The organism is Sphingomonas sp. LY54 (assembly GCF_035594035.1).
In the GTDB taxonomy this organism is placed as follows: Bacteria; Pseudomonadota; Alphaproteobacteria; order Sphingomonadales; family Sphingomonadaceae; genus Allosphingosinicella.
This window is the reverse complement of sequence record NZ_CP141588.1, coordinates 1,967,846-1,986,131: the sequence shown is the minus strand read 5'-3', so window position 1 is coordinate 1,986,131 and position 18,286 is coordinate 1,967,846. Positions and strand designations below refer to the sequence as shown.

Sequence of the window (18,286 nt, the reverse complement as noted above, 5' to 3'; positions counted from 1 at the left end):
GCGAAGGCACATAAAGATTCCAGCAACCATTTCGTCGACCCCAGGGGAGTCCCGGTGAGCGCCCCATTCCGCTTTCCTCGTTTCTTTGTGACGACTCCGTCGCCTTGCCCCTATTTGCCGGGCAAGACCGAGCGGAAGGTCTTTACGGAGCTTTCGGGATTGCACGCGGTCGAGCTTAACGACGCGCTCGGACGGATCGGATTCCGCCGCAGCCAGGGCGTTGCCTACCGGCCGAGCTGCATCGACTGCCAGGCCTGCATCTCGGTGCGCGTGGTCGCGAGCGAGTTCCAGCCGAGCGCCACCCAGCGCAAGATGATTCGCCGCCACGCCGATCTCGAGGTCACCGCGTGCAAGCCGTGGACCACCGAAGAGCAATATGAACTGCTGCGCCGCTATCTCCGCGCCCGCCATCCGGGCGGCGGCATGGTCGAAATGGACGAGAGCGACTTTGCCGACATGGTCGAGCAGAGCCCCGTGAAAACCTATGTGGTCGAATATCGCGAGCCAAGCGTCGACGGCCGGCCGGGCCGCCTGGTCGGCGCCTGCCTGACCGACCAGCAGGCGGACGGCCTGTCGATGATCTACAGCTTCTTCGAGCCCGACGACGAGACGCGGCCGGGGCTCGGCACCTACATCATCCTCGACCATATCGTTCGCGCCGGCCGCGCCGGCCTGCCCTACGTCTATCTCGGCTATTGGGTCGAGGAATCGAAGCGCATGGCGTACAAGGCGCGCTTCCGTCCCCTTGAACGGCTCGGCCCCGACGGGTGGCGTCGGTTCGAGCCGGACCAGAAGGAGCTTCCGCTCGGCCAGTGAGCGGTGCATCCCAATCGTCCCCCGTGCGTTGAACATTTCGGTTCAACAGCATTTGGTGGCGTCGTGCAGCCCGACATCCTTGTATCGTTCGTCTATTCCGTCGCTGCGATCAGCCTGTTCGTGCTGGGCTGGATCCTGTCGGTGGCAACCGATAGCCCCGTCGTGGGAGCTTTGCTTTCACTCGCCACGCTTGCCGCGATCGCGGGGATCGCGCTGCGCATCCGCGACCTGCGCGGCGCCGGCCAACCGACCCTCTAGCGGATCAGCCCGCCCGCCCTCAAAGCATCCTCGATGACCGATTGCAGCGCGGACGCTGGCGATGCGTGCTCCTTGGCCTGCGGGGCCGACGTCGCGGACGCCGCCGCCTTGGGCGACTTCTGCTCGGACTTGGGCGCCTTTTGCGCGACCACTGTATCGGTGAGGCCCCAGCCGGCCGCTATCCGATCGGTCGAGGAGATCGCGACGTCGAGCATATGCGGTCCGGCCGCGCCGCTTTGACCGGCGCTGTCGCCCGGAGCGAGCGGCGTACCGTGTCCCATGCCCGTGATCACATATTGTTCGACCAGCGGCGTGCCGTCCTTGCCCTGCCACGCGCGGTGCGGATAGCCGTCGACCGTCTCCACCACGTGCGGCTTCGCCCGCAGCCCGTGTACGTTCAGCCATTGCTTGACGATGTCGTCGCCATTGCTGGCGGTGACGGTCGCGTCGTTGCTGCCGTGCCACACGGCGACCCGGGGCCATGGCCCCGGATGCGGCGAGGCGCGGCGCACATTGTCGCCGAGCACCGTCGCGGGACTGCTCGTGCGGCCGCCCATGCATTCAAACGCCTCGCCGACCGTGCCGGCGCAGCCATAAGCGATGCCGGCGATGATCGCGCCTCCCGCGAACAGCTCGGGATAGGTGGCGAGCATGGCCGACGTCATGGCGCCACCCGCAGAGAGGCCCGTGATGAAGATCCGGCTTGGATCGATCGGATGATCCTCGCACATCCGGGCGATCATTTGGCGGATCGAAGCGGCTTCTCCGTTGTCGCGGGCGGTATCGGAGGGGCGGAACCAGTTGAAACAGAGATTGGGATTGTTGGCGCGCTGCTGCTCGGGGAAGAGCAAGGCGAAGCCATGGCGGGCGGCGAGCGCCGACCAGCCCGCGCCATGATCATAGGCCGCCGCCGTCTGAGTGCAGCCATGCAGCACCACCACCAAAGCCGCGGGCTCGGCGAGCTTCTGGGGCACGAAGGCTTTTGCCCGCAAATCGCCGGGATTCGAGCCGAATCCGACCAGATCCGTCAGGGAGCTGCCATTGGCGGTGTCCAACGCAGCAGTCTTCGGAAATGTCAGCATTGGGAATCCCTGTGCATCGACCCGATGCGGGCCATGAGATCGTTGATAACGAACATCATAGCTGGTTTGTTGCTGCAGTGCAGCATTTCCCGGCACTCAGGTGTCTGGGCTCGCCGTTTCGCCGGAGACATAAGGCGGGTCAGGGATCTGGTCGGTCGCTTCGCGCAGCATCACCGCCCAGCGCAGCGACAGATCGTTGAAATATTCGTCGTCCGGTTCGATCCGGCGCGTCAGCAAAGGTGCCGCAGGATCGCGCCGCATCACCATCATGTCGAGCGGCCGCGCCACGCCGAGATTGGAGCGCATCGCCGAATCGAACGAGAGGAAGCCGACCTTCACCGCGAACGGCAGTGGCGTCTCGTAGCTTATGCCGCGATCGAGGATCGGCTTGCCATATTTGGTCTCGCCGATCTGGAGGAACGGCGTCTCGCGGCTGCATTCGATGAAATTGCCGGCCGAATAGATCTGGAACAGTGCCGGCGGCGCGTTGCCGATGCGGCCGCCAAGCAGCAGAGAGGCCGAGCTGCTGAGGTTGATCGCGGCGAGCGCGGCGCCGACGGTGCGGTTGGCGGCCTGCACCGCCTCGCCGACCAACTGGGCCGCGCGGAACATCGAAGTGACCCCGGAGAGATTGCGGTTCATCTCGCCGCCGTCGGCCGCAGGCAGACCTTCCTGGATGAGGCCGATCACCGACTGGCTGATCGACAGGCTACCCGAGCTGCACGCGAAGATTTGGCGGTCCGGGCCATCGGCGAGGGTGTGGAGCTTCTTGAACGACGAGAAATTGTCGACCCCGGCATTGGTGCGGGTGTCGGCGATCATCACGAGGCCGTCGGCGAGCAGCATGCCTAGACAATAGGTCATTCAATCTTCAACCTTGTCGTTCCTCAGCTTTGTGTCTGCGACTGCGCCTGCCGCACCTGGACCTCTACCGCGAGCGTCTCGCTGCCGCCACCCGACCGGGCGCCCGCAAACGGCGCCGCGTCGCGATAATCGAGCCCGCAGGCGACGCGAATGTACGTATCGTCCGCGCAGATGCCGTTGGTCGGATCAAAGGCGACCCAGCCCAGATCCTCGACCCACGCCTCGGCCCAGGCATGCGCCGCCTCCTGCACCACCGCGCCGTCGCGCCGATAGAGATGGCCGGAAACGTAGCGGGCGGGAATTCCAAGGCAGCGCGCCACGGCGATGAAGATATGGGCGAAATCCTGGCAGACGCCGTGGCCGGCCGCGAACGCCTCCTCGGCCGGGGTGTCGACATCGGTCGTGCCGGTATCGAAATTCATCCTCATGTGGATGAGGCCGGTAAGGCGATGCAACTTCTCGAGCCTCGTCCCGCCCTGCTGCTCCAGCGCCTGGGCAAGCTCGCGCAGCGGCAGCCCGGCGCGGGTGAGCGAGGTGACACGGACGAAGACGCCTGGCGGCAGGTCGCTCGGCAGGCCCTGGACCAGCCCGGCCGCGTCCTCGGGCATGACGCAGCCGGTGACGGTCACACGGAGGCTCGGCACCGGCGCGTCGACATAGAGCATATGGGTGACGTTGCCGTAGCCGTCGCAGCCTTCGCGCAGGCGCGCGTCGCAATCGACGTCAATCCGCCAATCGAGGACGGTCTGGCCGGCGAAGCTCTGCGGAGTCACGCGCAGCAGCTGGATGATACGCCGCGCCGGCGTGCTGTAGAGATACTGGGTCGAATAACGGACGTTGAGACGCATCAGCCGAACCTGAATTGTTGGGCGATCGCCTGGTCGATCGCGGCATTTTCGCGGATCAGGCGCCGCAAGGATTCGTGCAGCCCCTCATGAAACAGCGAATCGATCGTGCCCTGCTCGAGCCCCGCCAGCCGGCGCCGGGCGAGCCGGTCGGCCTCCCCCTGCCGGCCGGTCCGGCGGCCAAGTTCGGCGAGCAATTCGACCGTCTCCTCGGCCGAGGCGACCAGCGAACGCGGCAGCTCATGACGGTAGATGAGCAAATCGGCGATCAGCCACGGCTGCAGCGCGCGCCGGTAGATCAAGCGATAGGCGGTGCGGGCAGAGACGGTCTGCAAGATGGTCGTCCATTGGTCGCGGTCCAGCGTCCCGCCGACCTCCTCGCCCGCGGGCAGGAGCAAATAATATTTGACGTCAAGCAGTCGCGCGGTGTTGTCGCCGCGCTCGATCACCGAGCCCAGCCGCATGAACCAATAGGCTTCGTTGCGCAGCATCCGCGCGAGCGCGCCCTCGAAACCGCGTATCTCGGCCTGCAGCCTGTCGACGAGATTGAGGGTCGCCTGGGTGCCGCCCGGACTGGCGCGATCGCGGATGTTGAACCAGGCGCGGTTGATCGCCTCCCACGCCTCGCGCGGGATCGTGTTGCGGGAAGCCCGGGCATTGTCGCGGGCGGCGGCGAGGCACGAGCGGATCGAGCCGGGATTGTCCTCGCTCATCGTCAGGAAGCGGCGTGCGTTGAACGCGCCGAGGCTGCCGCCGGTGGCCTCGAAGATCGGGGCGCCCCCGGTGACGGTCAGCGCGCTGCGCCACGCCATGTCGCTCGGCTCGCCGCGCGTCAGCGAGCTCAGCCGGATCGTCGCCTCCACGAGCCGCGTCACGAACTCGGCCCGCTCCATGTAGCGGCCGATCCAGTAGAGATTGGAGGCGGTGCGCGACAGCATCACGCCGGCTCCTTGCCCGGCGCAAGGACGAAGCTGTCCTTGGTGCCTCCGCCCTGGCTGGAGTTCACGACCAGCGAGCCTTCGCGCAGCGCCACGCGGGTGAGGCCGCCGGGGACGATCGTGACGCCGTCGGCCCCGGTCAGCACGAAGGGGCGGAAATCGACGTGGCGCGGCGCGAGGCCGCTGTCGGTCAACGTCGGTACGGTCGACAGGGCCAGCGTCGGCTGGGCGATGTAGCGGTGGGGCTCGGCCTCCAAAGCCGCGCGGAAGCGCTCGATCTCGTTCTTGCTCGCGGTGGGGCCGACCAGCATGCCGTAGCCGCCCGAGCCATCGACCAGCTTCACCACCAATTTGTCGAGATTGTCGAGCGTGTAGCGCAGCGCCTCCGGCTCGCGGCAACGCCAGGTCTCGACATTGGGGAGCTTCACCTCCTCGCCCGTATAATAACGGACGATCTCGGGCATGTAGGAGTAGATCGCCTTGTCGTCGGCAATACCGGTGCCGGGGGCGTTGGCCAGCGTGACGTTGCCGGCGAGATAGGCCGCCATCAGGCCCGGAACGCCGAGCATCGAATCGCGGCGAAAGACGAGCGGATCGAGAAAGTCATCGTCGATGCGGCGATAGATGACGTCGACGCGCACCCGCCCCTCGATCGTGCGCATCCAGACGATATCGTCGTCCACCTCCAGATCGGAGCCTTCGACCAGCTCGATGCCCATATTGTCGGCGAGGAAGCTGTGTTCGTAGAAAGCCGAATTGTAATGGCCGGGGGTCAGCAGCACGCCGCGCGGATCGCGAGCGCCCGGCGGGGCGACCGAATGGAGCGTGTCGCGGAGCAGCTCTGGATAGGAATCGACCGGGCGCACGGGCAGAATATCGAACAATTCGGGGCAGAGGCGCAGCATCGCCTCGCGATTCTCGAGCATGTAGCTGACGCCCGACGGGGTGCGGGCATTGTCCTCGAGTACGTGGAAGTCTTCGGGTCCGGTCCGCACCAGATCGATCCCGCAAATATGGGCATAGACGCCGTGCGGCGGCCGCGCGCCGGCGACCGCGACGCAGAATTGCGGGTTGCCGAGCACGATGTCGGCGGGAACGACGCCGTCAGCCAGAATCCGGCGTGGACCGTAGACATCCTCGATGAAGGCGTTGATCGCGCGCACGCGCTGCTCCAGCCCGGCCGAGAGCCGCGCCCATTCCCGATCGGTGAAGATGCGCGGCACGATGTCGAACGGGATAATCCGTTCCGCCGCCTCGTCGTCGCCATAGACGTTGAAGGTGATGCCGAGCGTGCGGAAGGCGGTCTCGGCAGCCTGCTGGCGGCGGTCGAACTCGCCAGGCGGGGTATCGCCGAGCCACGTCGCGAGAGCTTCGAGGCCGGGCCGGGCCGCTTTTCCCCGGCTTGCGCCCCATAGCTCGTCAAATGCCGCCTTGGCCGCCATAAATCCCTGTTTTCACGCTATCGTTACGGAGCGGCAAGAATTTGCCTATCCGCATAATGCGCGAGGCGGGATTTGGTCGCATCGGCCGAGGATGGACACGAAAAAGCCGGCGCACATCGCTGCGGCCGGCTTTCCCGTTCCAGAAAGAAGTCCCCGTTGGTTAGGCGACCTGGGTTTGCTCGATCTCTTCCGGGTCGCGCAGCACGTAGCCGCGACCCCAGACGGTCTCGATATAATTGTCGCCGCCGCAGGCGAGCGAAAGCTTCTTGCGGAGCTTGCAGATGAAGACGTCGATGATCTTCAGCTCCGGCTCGTCCATCCCGCCGTAGAGATGGTTGAGGAACATTTCCTTGGTGAGCGTCGTGCCCTTGCGGAGCGAGAGCAGCTCCAGCATCGCATATTCCTTGCCGGTCAGGTGCACGCGGGCGCCGTCGACCTCGACCGTCTTGGCGTCGAGGTTCACGGCGAGCTTTCCGGTCTTGATGACCGACTGCGAATGCCCCTTCGAGCGGCGCACGACCGCATGGATGCGGGCGACCAGCTCGTCGCGGTGGAACGGCTTGGTGACATAGTCGTCGGCGCCGAAGCCCAGGGCCCGCACCTTCGAATCCATTTCGCTGATTCCCGAGAGAATCAGGACCGGCGTGCCGACCTTGGCCGTGCGCAGCTTCTTCAGCACGTCGTAGCCGTGCATGTCCGGCAGGTTCAGGTCGAGGCAGATGATGTCGTAATCGTAGAGCTTTCCGAGGTCCAAGCCCTCTTCGCCCAGATCGGTGGTGTAGACGTTGAAGCCTTCGGCATTCAGCATCAGTTCGATGCTTTTGGCCGTGGTCGGCTCGTCCTCAATCAGCAGCACACGCATGGTTTCGCCCCTCGATGGCGGCTTCCGAAACGACAGTCGGAACCCGGTACGCATCATTAACCACGCCATAAATGAAGTTAAAAGGTTAATTCGTCGTAAACGCGGGTTAACCGCAGCATTGCCGGCTAACATTGCGCGCGCGCTCCAGCCATGGCAGGGCGACGGAATGTGGGAGAAATACGTTCTTTTCATCGATGGCGAGGCAATCGTCATCGACAAGCCGGCGGGCCTTGCGGTTCATCCCGGATCGCGCACTCGCGAAAGCCTTGAAGACTATCTTCACCACTTCCGTTTCGGATTCCAAAGGCTGCCGCTGCCGGTTCACCGGCTCGACCGCGACACCAGCGGCTGCCTGCTGCTCGCGCGCAACCCCAAGGCGCACAAGCGCTTCCAGCGCGCGTTCGAGGACAAGAAGGTCAGCAAGACCTATGTCGCGGTGCTCGATGGCGTGCCCGAAGGCGAAACCGGCACGATCGACCTGCCGCTCGCCAAGGTTTCGACCGCCGAGGAGGGCTGGCGGATGGTTCATGATCCCAAGGGCCGGCCCTCGGTTACCCACTGGCGTCTCGCCGCCGTAAAGGACGGGCGCGCCGTGATCGTGTTCACGCCCGAGACCGGGCGCACCCACCAGATCCGAATCCACGCCATCGAGGGTCTCGGCATCCCGATCTCGGGCGATCCGGTCTATGGCGCCGGTCGGGGGCCGATGCTGCTCCATGCGCTGTCGCTGCGAGTCGAACGCGACGGCAAGAATCCGGTCGAGGCCACCGCGCCGCTGCCGCCGACCTTCATCCAGGCCGGCTTCGGCGATGTCGAGCTCTGAGCCCTTCGCCCTTCCCGAGGACGCGCTCGAGGAGATGGGAAGGGGCAAGCTGCCCCGCAGCTTGCAGTTGCGTATGGGACACGCAACGACCTTCTCATTCATCACCGCGACCGGCCCGGGCGGGCAGAACGTCAACAAGGTGGCGACCGCCTGCCAGCTTCGCTGCGACGTCTTCAAGCTCGGGCTCCCGCCCTACGCCTATCAGCGGCTGAAGGAGCTGGCCGGCAGCCGCATGACTTCTGGCGGCGAGATCGTCATCACGGCCCGTTCCTACCGCACCCAGGAGGCCAATCGCGAGGATGCGCGCGCCCGGCTGGCGGATCTGATCGCCAAGGCCCATGTAAGGCAGGCGAAAAGGATCAAGACCAAGGCCAGCCGCGCGGCCAAGGCGAAGCGGGTCGACAAGAAGGTGCAGCGCGGTGCCGTCAAGGCGGCACGGTCGAAGCCGAGGATGGATTGAATGTTCGATTTCCGGATTGAGGCGGCCGACAAGGCCGAGATGTACCGCCAATTGTGCGACGCGGCCGACGCACTCACCGATGGCGAGCCCGACGCGATCGCCAATATGGCCAACATCTCCGCCTTGCTCTGGGAGTCGCTGCCCGATCTCAACTGGGCGGGCTTCTACCGCAATGTCGGCGGCGAGCTGGTGCTCGGGCCGTTTCAAGGCCGCGCCGCCTGCATCCGCATCCCGTTCGGCAAGGGCGTGTGCGGCACCGCGGCGGCGACCCGAGAGCCGCAATGCGTGGAGGACGTGAACGCTTTCCCCGGCCATATCGCCTGCGACAGCGCGTCCGCTTCCGAGCTTGTCGTTCCGATCGTTCACGACGGCGAACTGGTCGGAGTCCTCGATCTCGACAGTCCCCGCCGCGGCCGTTTCAATGCCGAGGATGTAGAAGGGTGTATCAAGCTGGCACGGATCATCGCGCCCAGAGTCACCGCGGTAGAAAAAGCGCCTTCAAAGAGTTAATAAAGTCCTAACTGGCCGTCGCGACTCTTGCCGAGGCCCGACCGGCTTCGTGCACAGGGGACGCTCAATGAAGAAGCTCGCGCTCGTTTCTTGGACGGCTATTGTACCGGCCAGCCTCGCCGCCCAGACCGTCGAACCGCCCTCACGCTGGGCCGACGTGCCCGCTTACGGCATGAATGTGCCGGCTGCCGCCGCGGCCGCCCAGGCGGCGCCCGGCGTCACCTGGCAGCGCGCTGCGCCGATGGCGCCCCGGATGGCGCCGCCGATGCACGCGCGGCCGGCGCCGCCCGCCATGACCCACCGGCCGGGCATGCGCCCGTCGCCGCATCCAGGGATGCGGCCACCGCACCACGCCATGCGGCCGCCGCACCATCCCGGCATGCGCCCCCCGGTCGTCGGCCACCCCAATCCGGGCATGCACCGCCGCTTCGCGCACATCCGCCGGATCAATCGCGGCCACGTCGTCCCGCAATTCTGGTGGGGCCCGCAATTCCACGTCCAGAATTGGGGTCTCTACGGCTTCCCGCAGCCCTACGAGGATTCGCGCTGGATCCGTTATTATGACGACGCGTACCTGATCGACCGGGAAGGCCGCGTCCGCGACGGCCGCTACGGGCTCGACTGGGACCGCTATGGCGAGCGCTGGGACTATGACCGGGGCATCCCCGAATATGTCGGCGACGGCGACTTCCAGCCCGACGGCCGCGACTATGCCTGGGTCGAGGGCTCAGACGAGCGCTACGCCGAAGCCGAGGATTATGAAGAGGATTATGGCGAGGTCTATGAGCAGCGGGCCGAGAAGCATCACGGCCGCAGCTACGAGCAGCATGTCGCCTATCCGGGCGGCTGCCAGCCTCCCCCGCCGGGCTATTACAGCTGCGGCTACGGCTACCCGTTGGTGATCACCGAGACGACGGTGACGACGGCGCCCAAGGTCACTGTCCACACGGTCTACAAGGACGTGACCGTGAAGCACCGGCCCAAGGCCAAGCGCTATTACAAGGCCAAGGTGAAGCGCTATCGCTCGCCGCCGCCTTATACGGGCGGCGAGAAGGGCTGAGCTCAGCTTAAGCGGTCGAGCTGCTCATCGCTGATCCCGCCCGGCACGATCATCAGCGGGCAGGGCAGCGATCCGGCGACGTTGCCGGCGAAATGGCTGACCAAAGGCCCCGGCGGGCCTTCCGCCGCGGCGCCGAGCACGAGCGCGGCGATGTCGTCGCGCTCCTTGAGCAATTCGGTCACCGCTTTCACCGGATCGCCCTGGCGGACCAGCACGGACGGGGTGAGGCCGGCTTCCTCGACGATCGCGGACGAGGCCTGCAGCACCATCGCTTCGGCGCGGAGCCGCGCTTCCTCCTCCATCGCCGCCTGGACGCCGCCCCACTGGACGAACTCCTGCGGCGGGATCAGCGCGAGCAATTCGATCGTGCCGCCGGTGCGGGCGGCGCGGCGCGCAGCAAAGCGCAGAGCGGCGCGCGCCTCCGCGGTTTCGTCCATGACGACCAGATATGACCGCATTGCCCCCTCCTGACGGTGTGGAACGCTGCGCCAGATCGGCGGCGCGCGCAAGCGGAACCCTTGACCCCCGCCCCTCATTTGCCGAAGGGACGGTCAGCCAATCCGGACAGGAAAGCATTCATGCCGATCGAACTCAAGATGCCCGCTCTCTCCCCGACGATGGAGGAAGGCACGCTCGCCAAGTGGCTGGTCAAGGAAGGCGACACCGTCGCCGCGGGCGACCTGCTCGCCGAGATCGAGACCGACAAGGCGACGATGGAGTTCGAAGCGGTCGACGAGGGCACGATCGCCAAGATCCTGATCGCCGAGGGCACCGACGAGGTGAAGGTCGGCACCGTGATCGCTTTGATCGCGGGCGAAGGCGAGGATGCCGGCGCGGCCGCCGCGGCTGCACCCAAGGCCGCCCCTGCAGCCAAGGAACCGGTCGCGAAGGATGCCGGCGAGACCGGCGCCGGACAGCCCGCCACGGCCGCGCCCGCCGCTCCGGCCGCCGCCGCGCCGCAGCCGCGCGCCGATGCCGGCGACCGCGCCAAGGCGAGCCCGCTCGCCCGCCGGCTCGCCGAGCAGAAGGGCGTGGATCTCGCCACGCTGAAGGGCTCGGGCCCGGGCGGCCGCATCGTCAAGGCCGACATCGACGCCGCGTCCGGCGCCGCGCCGCGCGCCGCCGCCCCGGCCGCCGCTGCCGCCGCCCCCACCGCGCCGTTCGAGACCGAAATCCCGCACGAGGCGGTCAAGCTCTCCAACATGCGCAAGACGATCGCGCGCCGCCTCACCGAGTCGAAGCAGCAGATCCCGCACATCTACCTGACCGTCGACATCCAGCTCGACGCCCTGCTCAAGCTCCGCGGCGAGCTCAACAAGGGCCTCGAGAAGCGCGGCGTGAAGCTCAGCGTCAACGACATGCTGATCAAGGCGCTCGCCGTCGCCCTGATCGAGGTGCCCGAATGCAACGTCTCGTTCGGCGGCGACCAGCTCATCCAGTATAAGCGTGCCGACATCTCGGTCGCCGTGTCGATCCCCAACGGGCTGATCACGCCGATCATCGCGAGTGCCGACACCAAGTCGATGTCGGCCATCGCCACCGAGATGAAGGACCTCGCCGGCCGCGCCAAGGAAGGCAAGCTGCAGCCCCACGAATATCAGGGCGGCACCGCCTCGATCTCCAACATGGGCATGTTCGGCATCAAGGCGTTCGACGCGGTCATCAACCCGCCGCAGGCGATGATCATGGCGATCGGCGCCGGCGAGAAGCGGCCCTATGTGGTCGGCGACACGCTCCAGATCGCGACCGTGATGAGCGCCACCGGCAGCTTCGACCACCGCGCCATCGACGGCGCCGACGGCGCCCGCCTGATGCAGGCGTTCAAGCGCCTGGTCGAGAATCCGTTGACGATGCTGGCCTGATATGGCGCTGAGCGCCGAACAGCCGCCGTCCGAGGCGCCCGCGGTGCGGGTCACCGCGATGCCGGGCGACGCCAATCCCTATGGCGATATCTTCGGCGGCTGGATCATGTCGCAGATGGACCTTGCCGCCAGCTCGGTCGCGTCGCGCCATTCGAGCGGGCGCGCGGTCACGATCGCGGTCGACGGCATGACTTTCCACCGCCCCGTCTTCGTCGGCGACGAGGTCTCGGTCTATGCGCGCCTCGGCAAGGTCGGCACGACCTCGATGACGATCGACGTCGCCGCCTGGCGCCGCGCCCGCCACAGCGGCGACAGCTACAAGGTCACCCAAGCCCGCTTCATCTTCGTCGCGGTCGGCGACGACCGCCAGCCCCGCGGCGTCCCGCCGCTGGCGGAGCAAATCCCTGCCCTTGAGGAACATCATGGCTGACACTTACGATCTCATCGTCCTCGGCTCGGGCCCCGGCGGCTATGTCGCGGCGATTCGCGCCAGCCAGCTCGGCCTGAAGGTCGCGATCGTCGAGCGCGAGAAACTGGGCGGCATCTGTCTCAACTGGGGCTGCATCCCGACCAAGGCGCTGCTGCGCACGTCCGAGATCCACCATTATATGACCCATGCCGGCAGCTACGGCCTCGGCGCGGAGAAAGTGAGCTTCGACCTCGCCGCGATCGTCGACCGCAGCCGCAAGGTCGCCGGGCAGCTCAACATGGGCGTCAAGGGCCTCATGAAGAAGAACAAGGTGACGGTCGTCGAGGGCGACGGCACGATCACCGCGCCGGGCAAGCTCAAGGTCACCAAGGACGGCAAGGCGACCGAACTTGCCGCGAAGAACATCATCGTCGCGACCGGCGCCCGCGCCCGCGATTTGCCCTTCGCCAAGGCCGACGGCGAGCGTGTCTGGACCTATCGCCACGCGATGGTGCCCAAGGAGATGCCGAAGAAGCTGCTCGTGATCGGATCGGGCGCGATCGGCGTCGAATTCGCCAGCTTCTATTCGGACATGGGCGCCGACGTCACCATCGTCGAGATGCTCGACCGCATCCTGCCGGTCGAGGACGAGGAGGTCTCCGCCTTCATGCACAAGGCGCTCACCAAGCAGGGCATGAAAATCCATGTCGGCGCCGGCGTCGAGAAGCTGGAAGTCTCCAAAACGGGCGTCAAAGCCTCGATCAAGGGCAAGGACGGCAAAGTCGTGCAAGACGACTTCTCCCACGCCATTGTCGCCATCGGCATCGTCCCCAACACCGAGACGATCGGCCTCGAGGCGTTGGGCGTGAAGACCGACCGCGGCCATATAGTCACCGACGGCTATGGCGCGACCAACGTGCCGGGCATCTACGCGATCGGCGACGTCACCGGCGCGCCCTGGCTTGCGCACAAGGCGAGCCACGAAGGCGTCGTCTGCGTCGAGAAGATCGCCGGCGTGAAGGGCGTCCACCCGATGGACAAGTCCAACATTCCGGGCTGCACCTATTCGCGCCCGCAGGTGGCGAGCGTCGGCCTTACCGAGGCCAAGGCCAAGGAAGCCGGCCGCAAGGTCAAGGTCGGCAAATTCCCCTTCATCGGCAACGGCAAGGCGATCGCGCTGGGCGAGGCCGAGGGCTTCGTGAAGACGGTTTTCGACGAGGCGACCGGCGAATTGCTGGGTGCGCACATGGTCGGCGCCGAAGTGACCGAGCTGATCCAGGGCTATGTCATCGCCCGCCAGCTCGAGACCACCGAAGAGGATCTTATGCACACCGTGTTCGCGCATCCGACCCTCTCGGAAATGATGCACGAGAGCGTCCTCGACGCCTACGGACGCGCGCTGCATTACTGACGGCCCACGGAAGGCGGCGCTTATGGATTTCGACGATCAGCTGCGCCGCTATTTCGGCACGACCGACCTCGCGGCGCTGCCGTCCGAGGCGCTGGCCGCGGGCATCGAGCGGATGCAGGTCGATTTAGGGCTCGAGCAGGATCGCGGCCGTCGCTTCGCCATGTGGGCGCTGCTGCATATGCTGGGCGCGGCGCCGGATCTGGACGCGGCGTTCGAGGATGCGGCGGACCGGGATGCGGCCCGCAATTTCATGGACCTCACCGACCGGACCGGCGAGGAATAGCGGCTAGACGCTGGCGGCAGCGTCCTTGGCGGCCTGTGCCTTGACGCGCATGCCTTCGGTGCGGGCGGCGCGGGCGGCCATGCCGGACCAGGCGGCTTCCGAGCGCAGGCAGCGATCGCGGACATTGTCGAGCGTCGCGGCTTCGGCGGCGGCGCGGGCCTCCGCGGCGCGGGCGAGATAGAATTCGTGCTGTACCGACATGGCCTGATCTCCTGTTTGGGGGGAGAAGGCGGGCACGCTCAGGCACCCGCCCTTCCTTGCGCCCTGCCGAAGCAGGGCCCGAACGGGATCAGACGCTCTGCAGGTTGACCGCGCTGGTCTTGCCGCGGCGATCCTCTTCGAGCTCGTAGGAGACGCGCTGGTCGCGATCGAGGGTCGCCATGCCGGCGCGCTCGACGGCGCTGATGTGCACGAAGGCGTCGTTGCCGCCGTCTTCCGGCTGAATGAAGCCGTAACCCTTGTCCGCGTTGAAAAATTTGACGGTGCCGATCGGCATGGATGTCTGTCCTTCTGGTGGTGGAGGACCGACCGTCGGCCCTTCCCTGCTAGAAGAGGCGAATCGAAGGAAAGAGGAGCCGCAAAGCGCCAGAGACCATCAGTTTGCGACTGTAGCGCGCTCCTTATGGCGCATTTGGCCGACAATTGTAAGACCGTGCCCGATTCCAGGCTTTCGGCGCGATTCAAGCCGCTCGACTTCACGGCCGCAGGACGGCTAGGCTCGCGCAAAAGCGAGGGGGTTCCATGCGAAGGATGATGCTGCTCACGATGCTGCTGGCTTCGGCCGCGGCGCCCGCGACCGCCGAAACCGTGGTCGTCACCGCCGACCGGATGGTCGACGTGATCGGCGGCCGGGTCGTCGACGAGCCGGTGATCGTCATCACCGACGGGCGCATCGCCTCGGTGGTGGGGCGCGGCGGCGGCCGGCCGATGATCCCGGAAGGCGCCAAGCGCATCGACCTGCCCGGCAAGACGATCCTACCCGGCCTGATCGACATGCACGTCCACCTCGACAGCAACCCGCGCTACGGCGGCTATAGCGGCCTCCAGTTCACCGATCAGTTCTGGACCGTGCAGGGCGTCGGCAACGCCAAGGCGATGCTCGAGGCCGGCTTCACGACCGTGCGCAACGTCGGATCCGACAATTATGCCGACGTCGCCTTCAAGCAGGCGATCGACGAGGGGCTGATGCAGGGCCCGCGCATCGTCCCCGGCGCGCATGCCTTGTCCGCCACCGGCGGCCATTGCGACCAGACCTATTTGCCGCCCTCCTTCCAGGCCAAGGGCAAGGCGGTCGGCGACGGCGCGCAGGAATTGCGCACGCGGGTGCGCGAGCAACGCAAATATGGCGCCGAAGTGATCAAGGTCTGCGCCACCGGCGGCGTGTTCTCGCGCAACACCGAACCGGGCCAGCAGCAATTGTCCGAGGACGAATTGCGCGCGATCGCCGACGAGGCCCACCAATGGGGCCTCAAGACCGCGGCCCACGCCCATGGCGCGGCCGGCATCAAGGCCGCGATCCGCGCCGGCATCGACACGATCGAGCATGCCAGCCTGATCGACGCCGAGGGCATCCGCCTCGCCAAGGAGCGCGGCACCTGGCTGGCGATGGACATCTACAACACCGAATATACCCAGGCCGAGGGCAAGAAGAACGGCGTGCTGGAGGACAATCTCCGCAAGGACCGCGAGATCGCGCAGATCCAGCGCGACGGATTCCGCGCCGCGCACAAGGCGGGAGCCAAGATGGTGTTCGCGTCCGACGCCGGCGTCATGCCGCACGGCGAGGTCGGCAAGCAGTTCCGGGTGATGACCGAATATGGAATGACGCCGATGGAGGCGATCCAGGCGGCGACGCGCAACGCCGCCCAGGCGCTGGGCCGCGAGCGCGATGTCGGCGCGATCGCGGTCGGCCGCTACGGCGATATCGTCGCAGTCGACGGCGACCCGCTCGCCGACATCCGCCAGCTCGAGACTGTCGACGTCGTGATCAAGGGCGGGACGGTGTTGAAGGACTGACTTCCCCGCCCTTTCAAGGGAGGGGATCGAGGGGTGGGTGCGAGCGCGGAGCGCGAGCCATCGTGCCACCCCCCGGCCCCACCCCAACCCCTCCCTTGAAGGGGAGGGGCTTTTACGGCGCGGCCCTCGGCGCCTCCGCTTCGGCGAGGATCAGGGCGAACTGGTCGTGCGCGTCGGTCCATTCCTTGCACACGCCCCAGCCGGCGGCGCGGAGCAGCAGGCGGGAATCGCGCAGGCCGTATTTGTGGCTGTTCTCGGTATGGATGCTCTCGCCCGCCGCCATCGAGAACGGCTGGCCGGCAACCGCGAAGGCGACGTCGCGCAAGGCCTCCAGATGCATCTCGATCCGGCTCATCCGGTCGTTCCAGATGGCGCGGTGACGGAAGGCCTCTATCGGGATGGTGCCTTCGAGCTCGGCATTGATGCGGTGGAGCAGGTTGAGGTTGAACGCGGCCGTCACGCCGGCGGCATCGTCATAAGCGCGCACCAGCACATCCTCGTCCTTCAGCCGGTCCATCCCGATCAGCAGATAGGCGCCGACGCCGAGCGTGTCCTTCATCGCCCGCAGCAGATCGACCGCGGTGCGCGCGACGAGATTGCCGATCGTCGAGCCCGGGAAGAAACCGAGCTTGGTCATCCCCGCGACTTCGGCCGGGAGGGCGATCGGCTTCATGAAGTCACCCTCGACCGGATAGATAGGCAGGTCCGGGAAGCGGTCGCTCAGCGCCTCGGCGGACTCGCGCAGGAAATCGCCCGATATGTCGATCGGCACATAAGCGGCGGGGGCGACCGCGCGCAGCAGGACCGGTGTCTTGGCGGACGAGCCGGAGCCGAACTCGACGACGGCGTCGCCCTTGCCGGCAATCTCCGCGACTTCACCGCTGTAGCGCTCGAGCAAGGCGCGCTCGGTGCGCGTCGGATAATATTCGGGGAGGTCGGTGATCTGCTCGAACAGCTCCGATCCTCGGCGGTCGTAGAGCCAGCGCGCCGGCACCGCGCGATGGGCCGCGGCGAGGCCGGCCAGCACGTCCGCGCGGAAGGCGGGATCGGCGGTCGATTCCATTCTCAAATATCCCTCGCCAGGCGCAGCCCGGAGAACATCCAGCGCTGGTGCGGATAATAGAAATTGCGATAGCTCGCCCGGCTATGGCCGCGCGGCGTGGCACAGCTCGCGCCCTTCAGCACCATCTGCCCGGACATGAACTTGCCATTATACTCGCCGACCGTGCCCTCGGCCGGCACGAACCCGGGATAGGGAAGGTACGCGCTCATCGTCCATTGCCAGACGTCGCCGAACAGGCCCTCGCCGCCGGGCCGCGGCCGCACCGGTCCGGCCTCGTCGAGCTGGTTGCCCTCGCCCGGATAGCAGGGCGCGGCGGCGGCCTCCCATTCGGCTTCGGTCGGCAGCCGCGCCCCGGCCCAGCGCGCGAAAGCGTCGGCCTCGTAATAAGAGACGTGGCAGACGGGCTCGGCGGGGTTGACGTCATGGAGGCCATCGAGGCCGAACCTTTGCCAGCTGCCGGCCTCGCGGCGCCAGTAGAGCGGTGCTTCGATCCCATGCTCGCACACCCAGGCCCAGCCATCGGACAGCCAGAGTTGCGGGTTCGTGTAGGCGCCATCGTCGATGAAGCGCAGCCACTCGCCGTTGGTGACCAGCCGGTCGGCGAGCGCGTGCGGGCGCAGCAGGACAGGATGGCGCGGCCCTTCGCAGTCGAAGGCGAAGCCGCTGCCGTCATGGCCGATCTCGACGATCCCGCTCGTCCCTTCCAGCCAGCGGAGACCCGGGGGAACGGGCGAAGGCGATGGCGATGCCCGCTCCCAGACCGCGGGCAGGAGCGGATTTTCGGCAAAGGTGGCGGTAAGGTCCATCAGCATCAGCTCCTGATGCTGCTGCTCGTGGTGGAGGCCGAGCTCGACCAATGTCGCCGCCGAGTGCGGCAATGACGGCAAGGCTTCGAGCAGCGCCGCGTCCACCGCGCGGCGGTAGCCGAGGATTTCGTCAAGCGAGGGGCGGCTCAGCATGCCGCGCCGCGGCCGCTGGTGGCGCGCGCCTTCGCCTTCGTAATAGGAATTGAAAAGGAACGGCCAGCGTTCGTCGTGCAGGCGGTAGCCCGCGACATGATCGCGCAAAACGAAGGTCTCGAAGAACCAGGTCGTGTGCGCCAGATGCCATTTCGCCGGCGACGCGTCCGGCATCGGCTGGATGGTGGCGTCGGCGTCGGAGAGCGGCGCCGCGATCGCCTCGCTCAGCGCGCGCACGGCCCGGTAGCGGTCCGCCGGCCCGGCCGCCGGCGCTGGACTTGCCTGTGTCGCCATCGCTCCCTCCCAAATCGCAGGTTGGGAAA

Annotated in this window: 22 protein-coding genes; 11 read left to right on the top strand and 11 right to left on the bottom strand. The window is 66.8% G+C overall.

Translation table 11 applies throughout. The features are described 5' to 3' along the window. Positions 1-54 precede the first annotated feature (54 nt). Together SH591_RS10135 and SH591_RS10130 are read left to right on the top strand one after the other, a co-directional pair. Entirely contained in the window at positions 55-816 is a 762-nt protein-coding gene (locus SH591_RS10135) for an arginyltransferase (protein ID WP_322831388.1), read from the top strand. A gap of 63 nt (positions 817-879) precedes the next feature. Next, positions 880-1,074: a hypothetical protein gene (locus SH591_RS10130; protein WP_324749018.1), complete on the top strand. Its 195-nt coding sequence runs from the start codon at positions 880-882 to the stop codon at positions 1,072-1,074. On the opposite strand, the gene SH591_RS10125 is transcribed toward SH591_RS10130, so the two are convergent. The 6 genes from SH591_RS10125 to ctrA form a co-directional block, all read right to left on the bottom strand. Continuing rightward, complete coding sequence (locus SH591_RS10125; protein ID WP_324749017.1) at positions 1,071-2,156, bottom strand: extracellular catalytic domain type 1 short-chain-length polyhydroxyalkanoate depolymerase; 1,086 nt, start codon at positions 2,154-2,156, stop codon at positions 1,071-1,073. The two genes, SH591_RS10130 and SH591_RS10125, sit on opposite strands and share 4 nt — an antisense overlap. 96 nt (positions 2,157-2,252) lie before the next feature. Beyond that, positions 2,253-3,020: a proteasome-type protease gene (locus tag SH591_RS10120; RefSeq protein ID WP_324749016.1), complete on the bottom strand. Its 768-nt coding sequence runs from the start codon at positions 3,018-3,020 to the stop codon at positions 2,253-2,255. A gap of 23 nt (positions 3,021-3,043) precedes the next feature. Continuing rightward, positions 3,044-3,868 carry a transglutaminase family protein gene (locus SH591_RS10115; protein WP_324749015.1) on the bottom strand — a complete coding sequence of 275 codons (825 nt, stop codon included), beginning with the start codon at positions 3,866-3,868 and terminating at the stop codon, positions 3,044-3,046. Then, positions 3,868-4,803 (bottom strand): alpha-E domain-containing protein, encoded by a 936-nt coding sequence (locus SH591_RS10110; RefSeq protein ID WP_322831383.1) that lies wholly within the window; start codon positions 4,801-4,803, stop codon positions 3,868-3,870. Before SH591_RS10110 ends, SH591_RS10115 begins: the two co-directional genes overlap by 1 nt. Beyond that, positions 4,803-6,245 (bottom strand): circularly permuted type 2 ATP-grasp protein, encoded by a 1,443-nt coding sequence (locus tag SH591_RS10105; protein ID WP_324749014.1) that lies wholly within the window; start codon positions 6,243-6,245, stop codon positions 4,803-4,805. Before SH591_RS10105 ends, SH591_RS10110 begins: the two co-directional genes overlap by 1 nt. A gap of 160 nt (positions 6,246-6,405) precedes the next feature. Then, positions 6,406-7,107: a response regulator transcription factor CtrA gene (gene ctrA, locus SH591_RS10100; protein ID WP_322831381.1), complete on the bottom strand. Its 702-nt coding sequence runs from the start codon at positions 7,105-7,107 to the stop codon at positions 6,406-6,408. A 166-nt stretch (positions 7,108-7,273) separates the two neighbouring features. Between ctrA and SH591_RS10095 the strand changes: the two genes are divergently transcribed. From SH591_RS10095 to SH591_RS10080, 4 genes are all read left to right on the top strand, one after another. Next, entirely contained in the window at positions 7,274-7,930 is a 657-nt protein-coding gene (locus SH591_RS10095; protein WP_322831380.1) for an RluA family pseudouridine synthase, read from the top strand. Between the two features lie 73 nt (positions 7,931-8,003). Further along, a complete protein-coding gene (arfB, locus tag SH591_RS10090) occupies positions 8,004-8,390 on the top strand; it encodes an alternative ribosome rescue aminoacyl-tRNA hydrolase ArfB (protein ID WP_322831379.1) in 387 nt (128 codons plus the stop codon). Then, the gene (locus SH591_RS10085) at positions 8,391-8,900 is read left to right on the top strand and encodes a GAF domain-containing protein (protein WP_322831378.1); all 510 of its coding nucleotides are present in this window, start codon (positions 8,391-8,393) and stop codon (positions 8,898-8,900) included. A gap of 67 nt (positions 8,901-8,967) precedes the next feature. After that, positions 8,968-9,960, top strand: coding sequence for an RcnB family protein (locus SH591_RS10080; protein ID WP_324749013.1), 993 nt, complete (start codon positions 8,968-8,970; stop codon positions 9,958-9,960). A 2-nt stretch (positions 9,961-9,962) separates the two neighbouring features. Here SH591_RS10080 and SH591_RS10075 read toward each other — a convergent pair whose 3' ends face one another. Next, positions 9,963-10,418 (bottom strand): universal stress protein, encoded by a 456-nt coding sequence (locus SH591_RS10075; RefSeq protein WP_322831376.1) that lies wholly within the window; start codon positions 10,416-10,418, stop codon positions 9,963-9,965. A 120-nt stretch (positions 10,419-10,538) separates the two neighbouring features. On the opposite strand from SH591_RS10075, the gene SH591_RS10070 reads away from it, so the two are divergent. From SH591_RS10070 to SH591_RS10055, 4 genes are read left to right on the top strand one after another with little or no spacing between them, the layout of a single operon-like run. After that, entirely contained in the window at positions 10,539-11,822 is a 1,284-nt protein-coding gene (locus SH591_RS10070; RefSeq protein WP_324749012.1) for a pyruvate dehydrogenase complex dihydrolipoamide acetyltransferase, read from the top strand. Between the two features lies 1 nt (position 11,823). Next, the gene (locus SH591_RS10065; protein WP_324749011.1) at positions 11,824-12,252 is read left to right on the top strand and encodes an acyl-CoA thioesterase; all 429 of its coding nucleotides are present in this window, start codon (positions 11,824-11,826) and stop codon (positions 12,250-12,252) included. After that, the gene (gene lpdA, locus SH591_RS10060; protein ID WP_324749010.1) at positions 12,245-13,642 is read left to right on the top strand and encodes a dihydrolipoyl dehydrogenase; all 1,398 of its coding nucleotides are present in this window, start codon (positions 12,245-12,247) and stop codon (positions 13,640-13,642) included. The genes SH591_RS10065 and lpdA overlap by 8 nt, the downstream gene beginning before the upstream one ends. Before the next feature lie 22 nt (positions 13,643-13,664). After that, positions 13,665-13,925: a hypothetical protein gene (locus tag SH591_RS10055; protein WP_324749009.1), complete on the top strand. Its 261-nt coding sequence runs from the start codon at positions 13,665-13,667 to the stop codon at positions 13,923-13,925. A gap of 3 nt (positions 13,926-13,928) precedes the next feature. Here SH591_RS10055 and SH591_RS10050 read toward each other — a convergent pair whose 3' ends face one another. Both SH591_RS10050 and SH591_RS10045 read right to left on the bottom strand, forming a co-directional pair. Continuing rightward, positions 13,929-14,126, bottom strand: coding sequence for a hypothetical protein (locus SH591_RS10050; RefSeq protein WP_324749008.1), 198 nt, complete (start codon positions 14,124-14,126; stop codon positions 13,929-13,931). An 88-nt stretch (positions 14,127-14,214) separates the two neighbouring features. Next, positions 14,215-14,421, bottom strand: a complete 207-nt coding sequence (locus SH591_RS10045) for a cold-shock protein (protein ID WP_322831370.1) — start codon at positions 14,419-14,421, stop codon at positions 14,215-14,217. Positions 14,422-14,666: 245 nt separating this feature from the next. Between SH591_RS10045 and SH591_RS10040 the strand changes: the two genes are divergently transcribed. Next, entirely contained in the window at positions 14,667-15,941 is a 1,275-nt protein-coding gene (locus tag SH591_RS10040; RefSeq protein ID WP_324749007.1) for a Xaa-Pro dipeptidase, read from the top strand. Between the two features lie 112 nt (positions 15,942-16,053). Here the strand turns inward: SH591_RS10040 and egtD are convergent, their stop codons facing one another. Then, positions 16,054-17,004 carry an L-histidine N(alpha)-methyltransferase gene (egtD, locus tag SH591_RS10035; protein WP_324749006.1) on the bottom strand — a complete coding sequence of 317 codons (951 nt, stop codon included), beginning with the start codon at positions 17,002-17,004 and terminating at the stop codon, positions 16,054-16,056. Between the two features lie 2 nt (positions 17,005-17,006). After that, positions 17,007-18,257: an ergothioneine biosynthesis protein EgtB gene (gene egtB / locus SH591_RS10030; RefSeq protein WP_324749005.1), complete on the bottom strand. Its 1,251-nt coding sequence runs from the start codon at positions 18,255-18,257 to the stop codon at positions 17,007-17,009. Between the last annotated feature and the right edge of the window lie 29 nt (positions 18,258-18,286).

Excerpts from the sequence above, each read along its gene's own strand:
- SH591_RS10120 (WP_324749016.1), bottom strand. The coding sequence starts at position 3,020 with ATGACCTATTGTCTAGGCATGCTGCTCGCCGACGGCCTCGTGATGATC.
- SH591_RS10085 (WP_322831378.1), top strand. The coding sequence starts at position 8,391 with ATGTTCGATTTCCGGATTGAGGCGGCCGACAAGGCCGAGATGTACCGC.
- egtB (WP_324749005.1), bottom strand. The coding sequence starts at position 18,257 with ATGGCGACACAGGCAAGTCCAGCGCCGGCGGCCGGGCCGGCGGACCGC.
- lpdA (WP_324749010.1), top strand. The coding sequence starts at position 12,245 with ATGGCTGACACTTACGATCTCATCGTCCTCGGCTCGGGCCCCGGCGGC.
- SH591_RS10105 (WP_324749014.1), bottom strand. The coding sequence starts at position 6,245 with ATGGCGGCCAAGGCGGCATTTGACGAGCTATGGGGCGCAAGCCGGGGA.
- SH591_RS10110 (WP_322831383.1), bottom strand. The coding sequence starts at position 4,803 with ATGCTGTCGCGCACCGCCTCCAATCTCTACTGGATCGGCCGCTACATG.
- arfB (WP_322831379.1), top strand. The coding sequence starts at position 8,004 with ATGGGACACGCAACGACCTTCTCATTCATCACCGCGACCGGCCCGGGC.
- SH591_RS10095 (WP_322831380.1), top strand. The coding sequence starts at position 7,274 with ATGTGGGAGAAATACGTTCTTTTCATCGATGGCGAGGCAATCGTCATC.
- SH591_RS10070 (WP_324749012.1), top strand. The coding sequence starts at position 10,539 with ATGCCGATCGAACTCAAGATGCCCGCTCTCTCCCCGACGATGGAGGAA.
- ctrA (WP_322831381.1), bottom strand. The coding sequence starts at position 7,107 with ATGCGTGTGCTGCTGATTGAGGACGAGCCGACCACGGCCAAAAGCATC.
- SH591_RS10045 (WP_322831370.1), bottom strand. The coding sequence starts at position 14,421 with ATGCCGATCGGCACCGTCAAATTTTTCAACGCGGACAAGGGTTACGGC.
- SH591_RS10065 (WP_324749011.1), top strand. The coding sequence starts at position 11,824 with ATGGCGCTGAGCGCCGAACAGCCGCCGTCCGAGGCGCCCGCGGTGCGG.
- SH591_RS10040 (WP_324749007.1), top strand. The coding sequence starts at position 14,667 with ATGCGAAGGATGATGCTGCTCACGATGCTGCTGGCTTCGGCCGCGGCG.
- SH591_RS10080 (WP_324749013.1), top strand. The coding sequence starts at position 8,968 with ATGAAGAAGCTCGCGCTCGTTTCTTGGACGGCTATTGTACCGGCCAGC.
- egtD (WP_324749006.1), bottom strand. The coding sequence starts at position 17,004 with ATGGAATCGACCGCCGATCCCGCCTTCCGCGCGGACGTGCTGGCCGGC.
- SH591_RS10115 (WP_324749015.1), bottom strand. The coding sequence starts at position 3,868 with ATGCGTCTCAACGTCCGTTATTCGACCCAGTATCTCTACAGCACGCCG.
- SH591_RS10075 (WP_322831376.1), bottom strand. The coding sequence starts at position 10,418 with ATGCGGTCATATCTGGTCGTCATGGACGAAACCGCGGAGGCGCGCGCC.
- SH591_RS10050 (WP_324749008.1), bottom strand. The coding sequence starts at position 14,126 with ATGTCGGTACAGCACGAATTCTATCTCGCCCGCGCCGCGGAGGCCCGC.
- SH591_RS10125 (WP_324749017.1), bottom strand. The coding sequence starts at position 2,156 with ATGCTGACATTTCCGAAGACTGCTGCGTTGGACACCGCCAATGGCAGC.
- SH591_RS10055 (WP_324749009.1), top strand. The coding sequence starts at position 13,665 with ATGGATTTCGACGATCAGCTGCGCCGCTATTTCGGCACGACCGACCTC.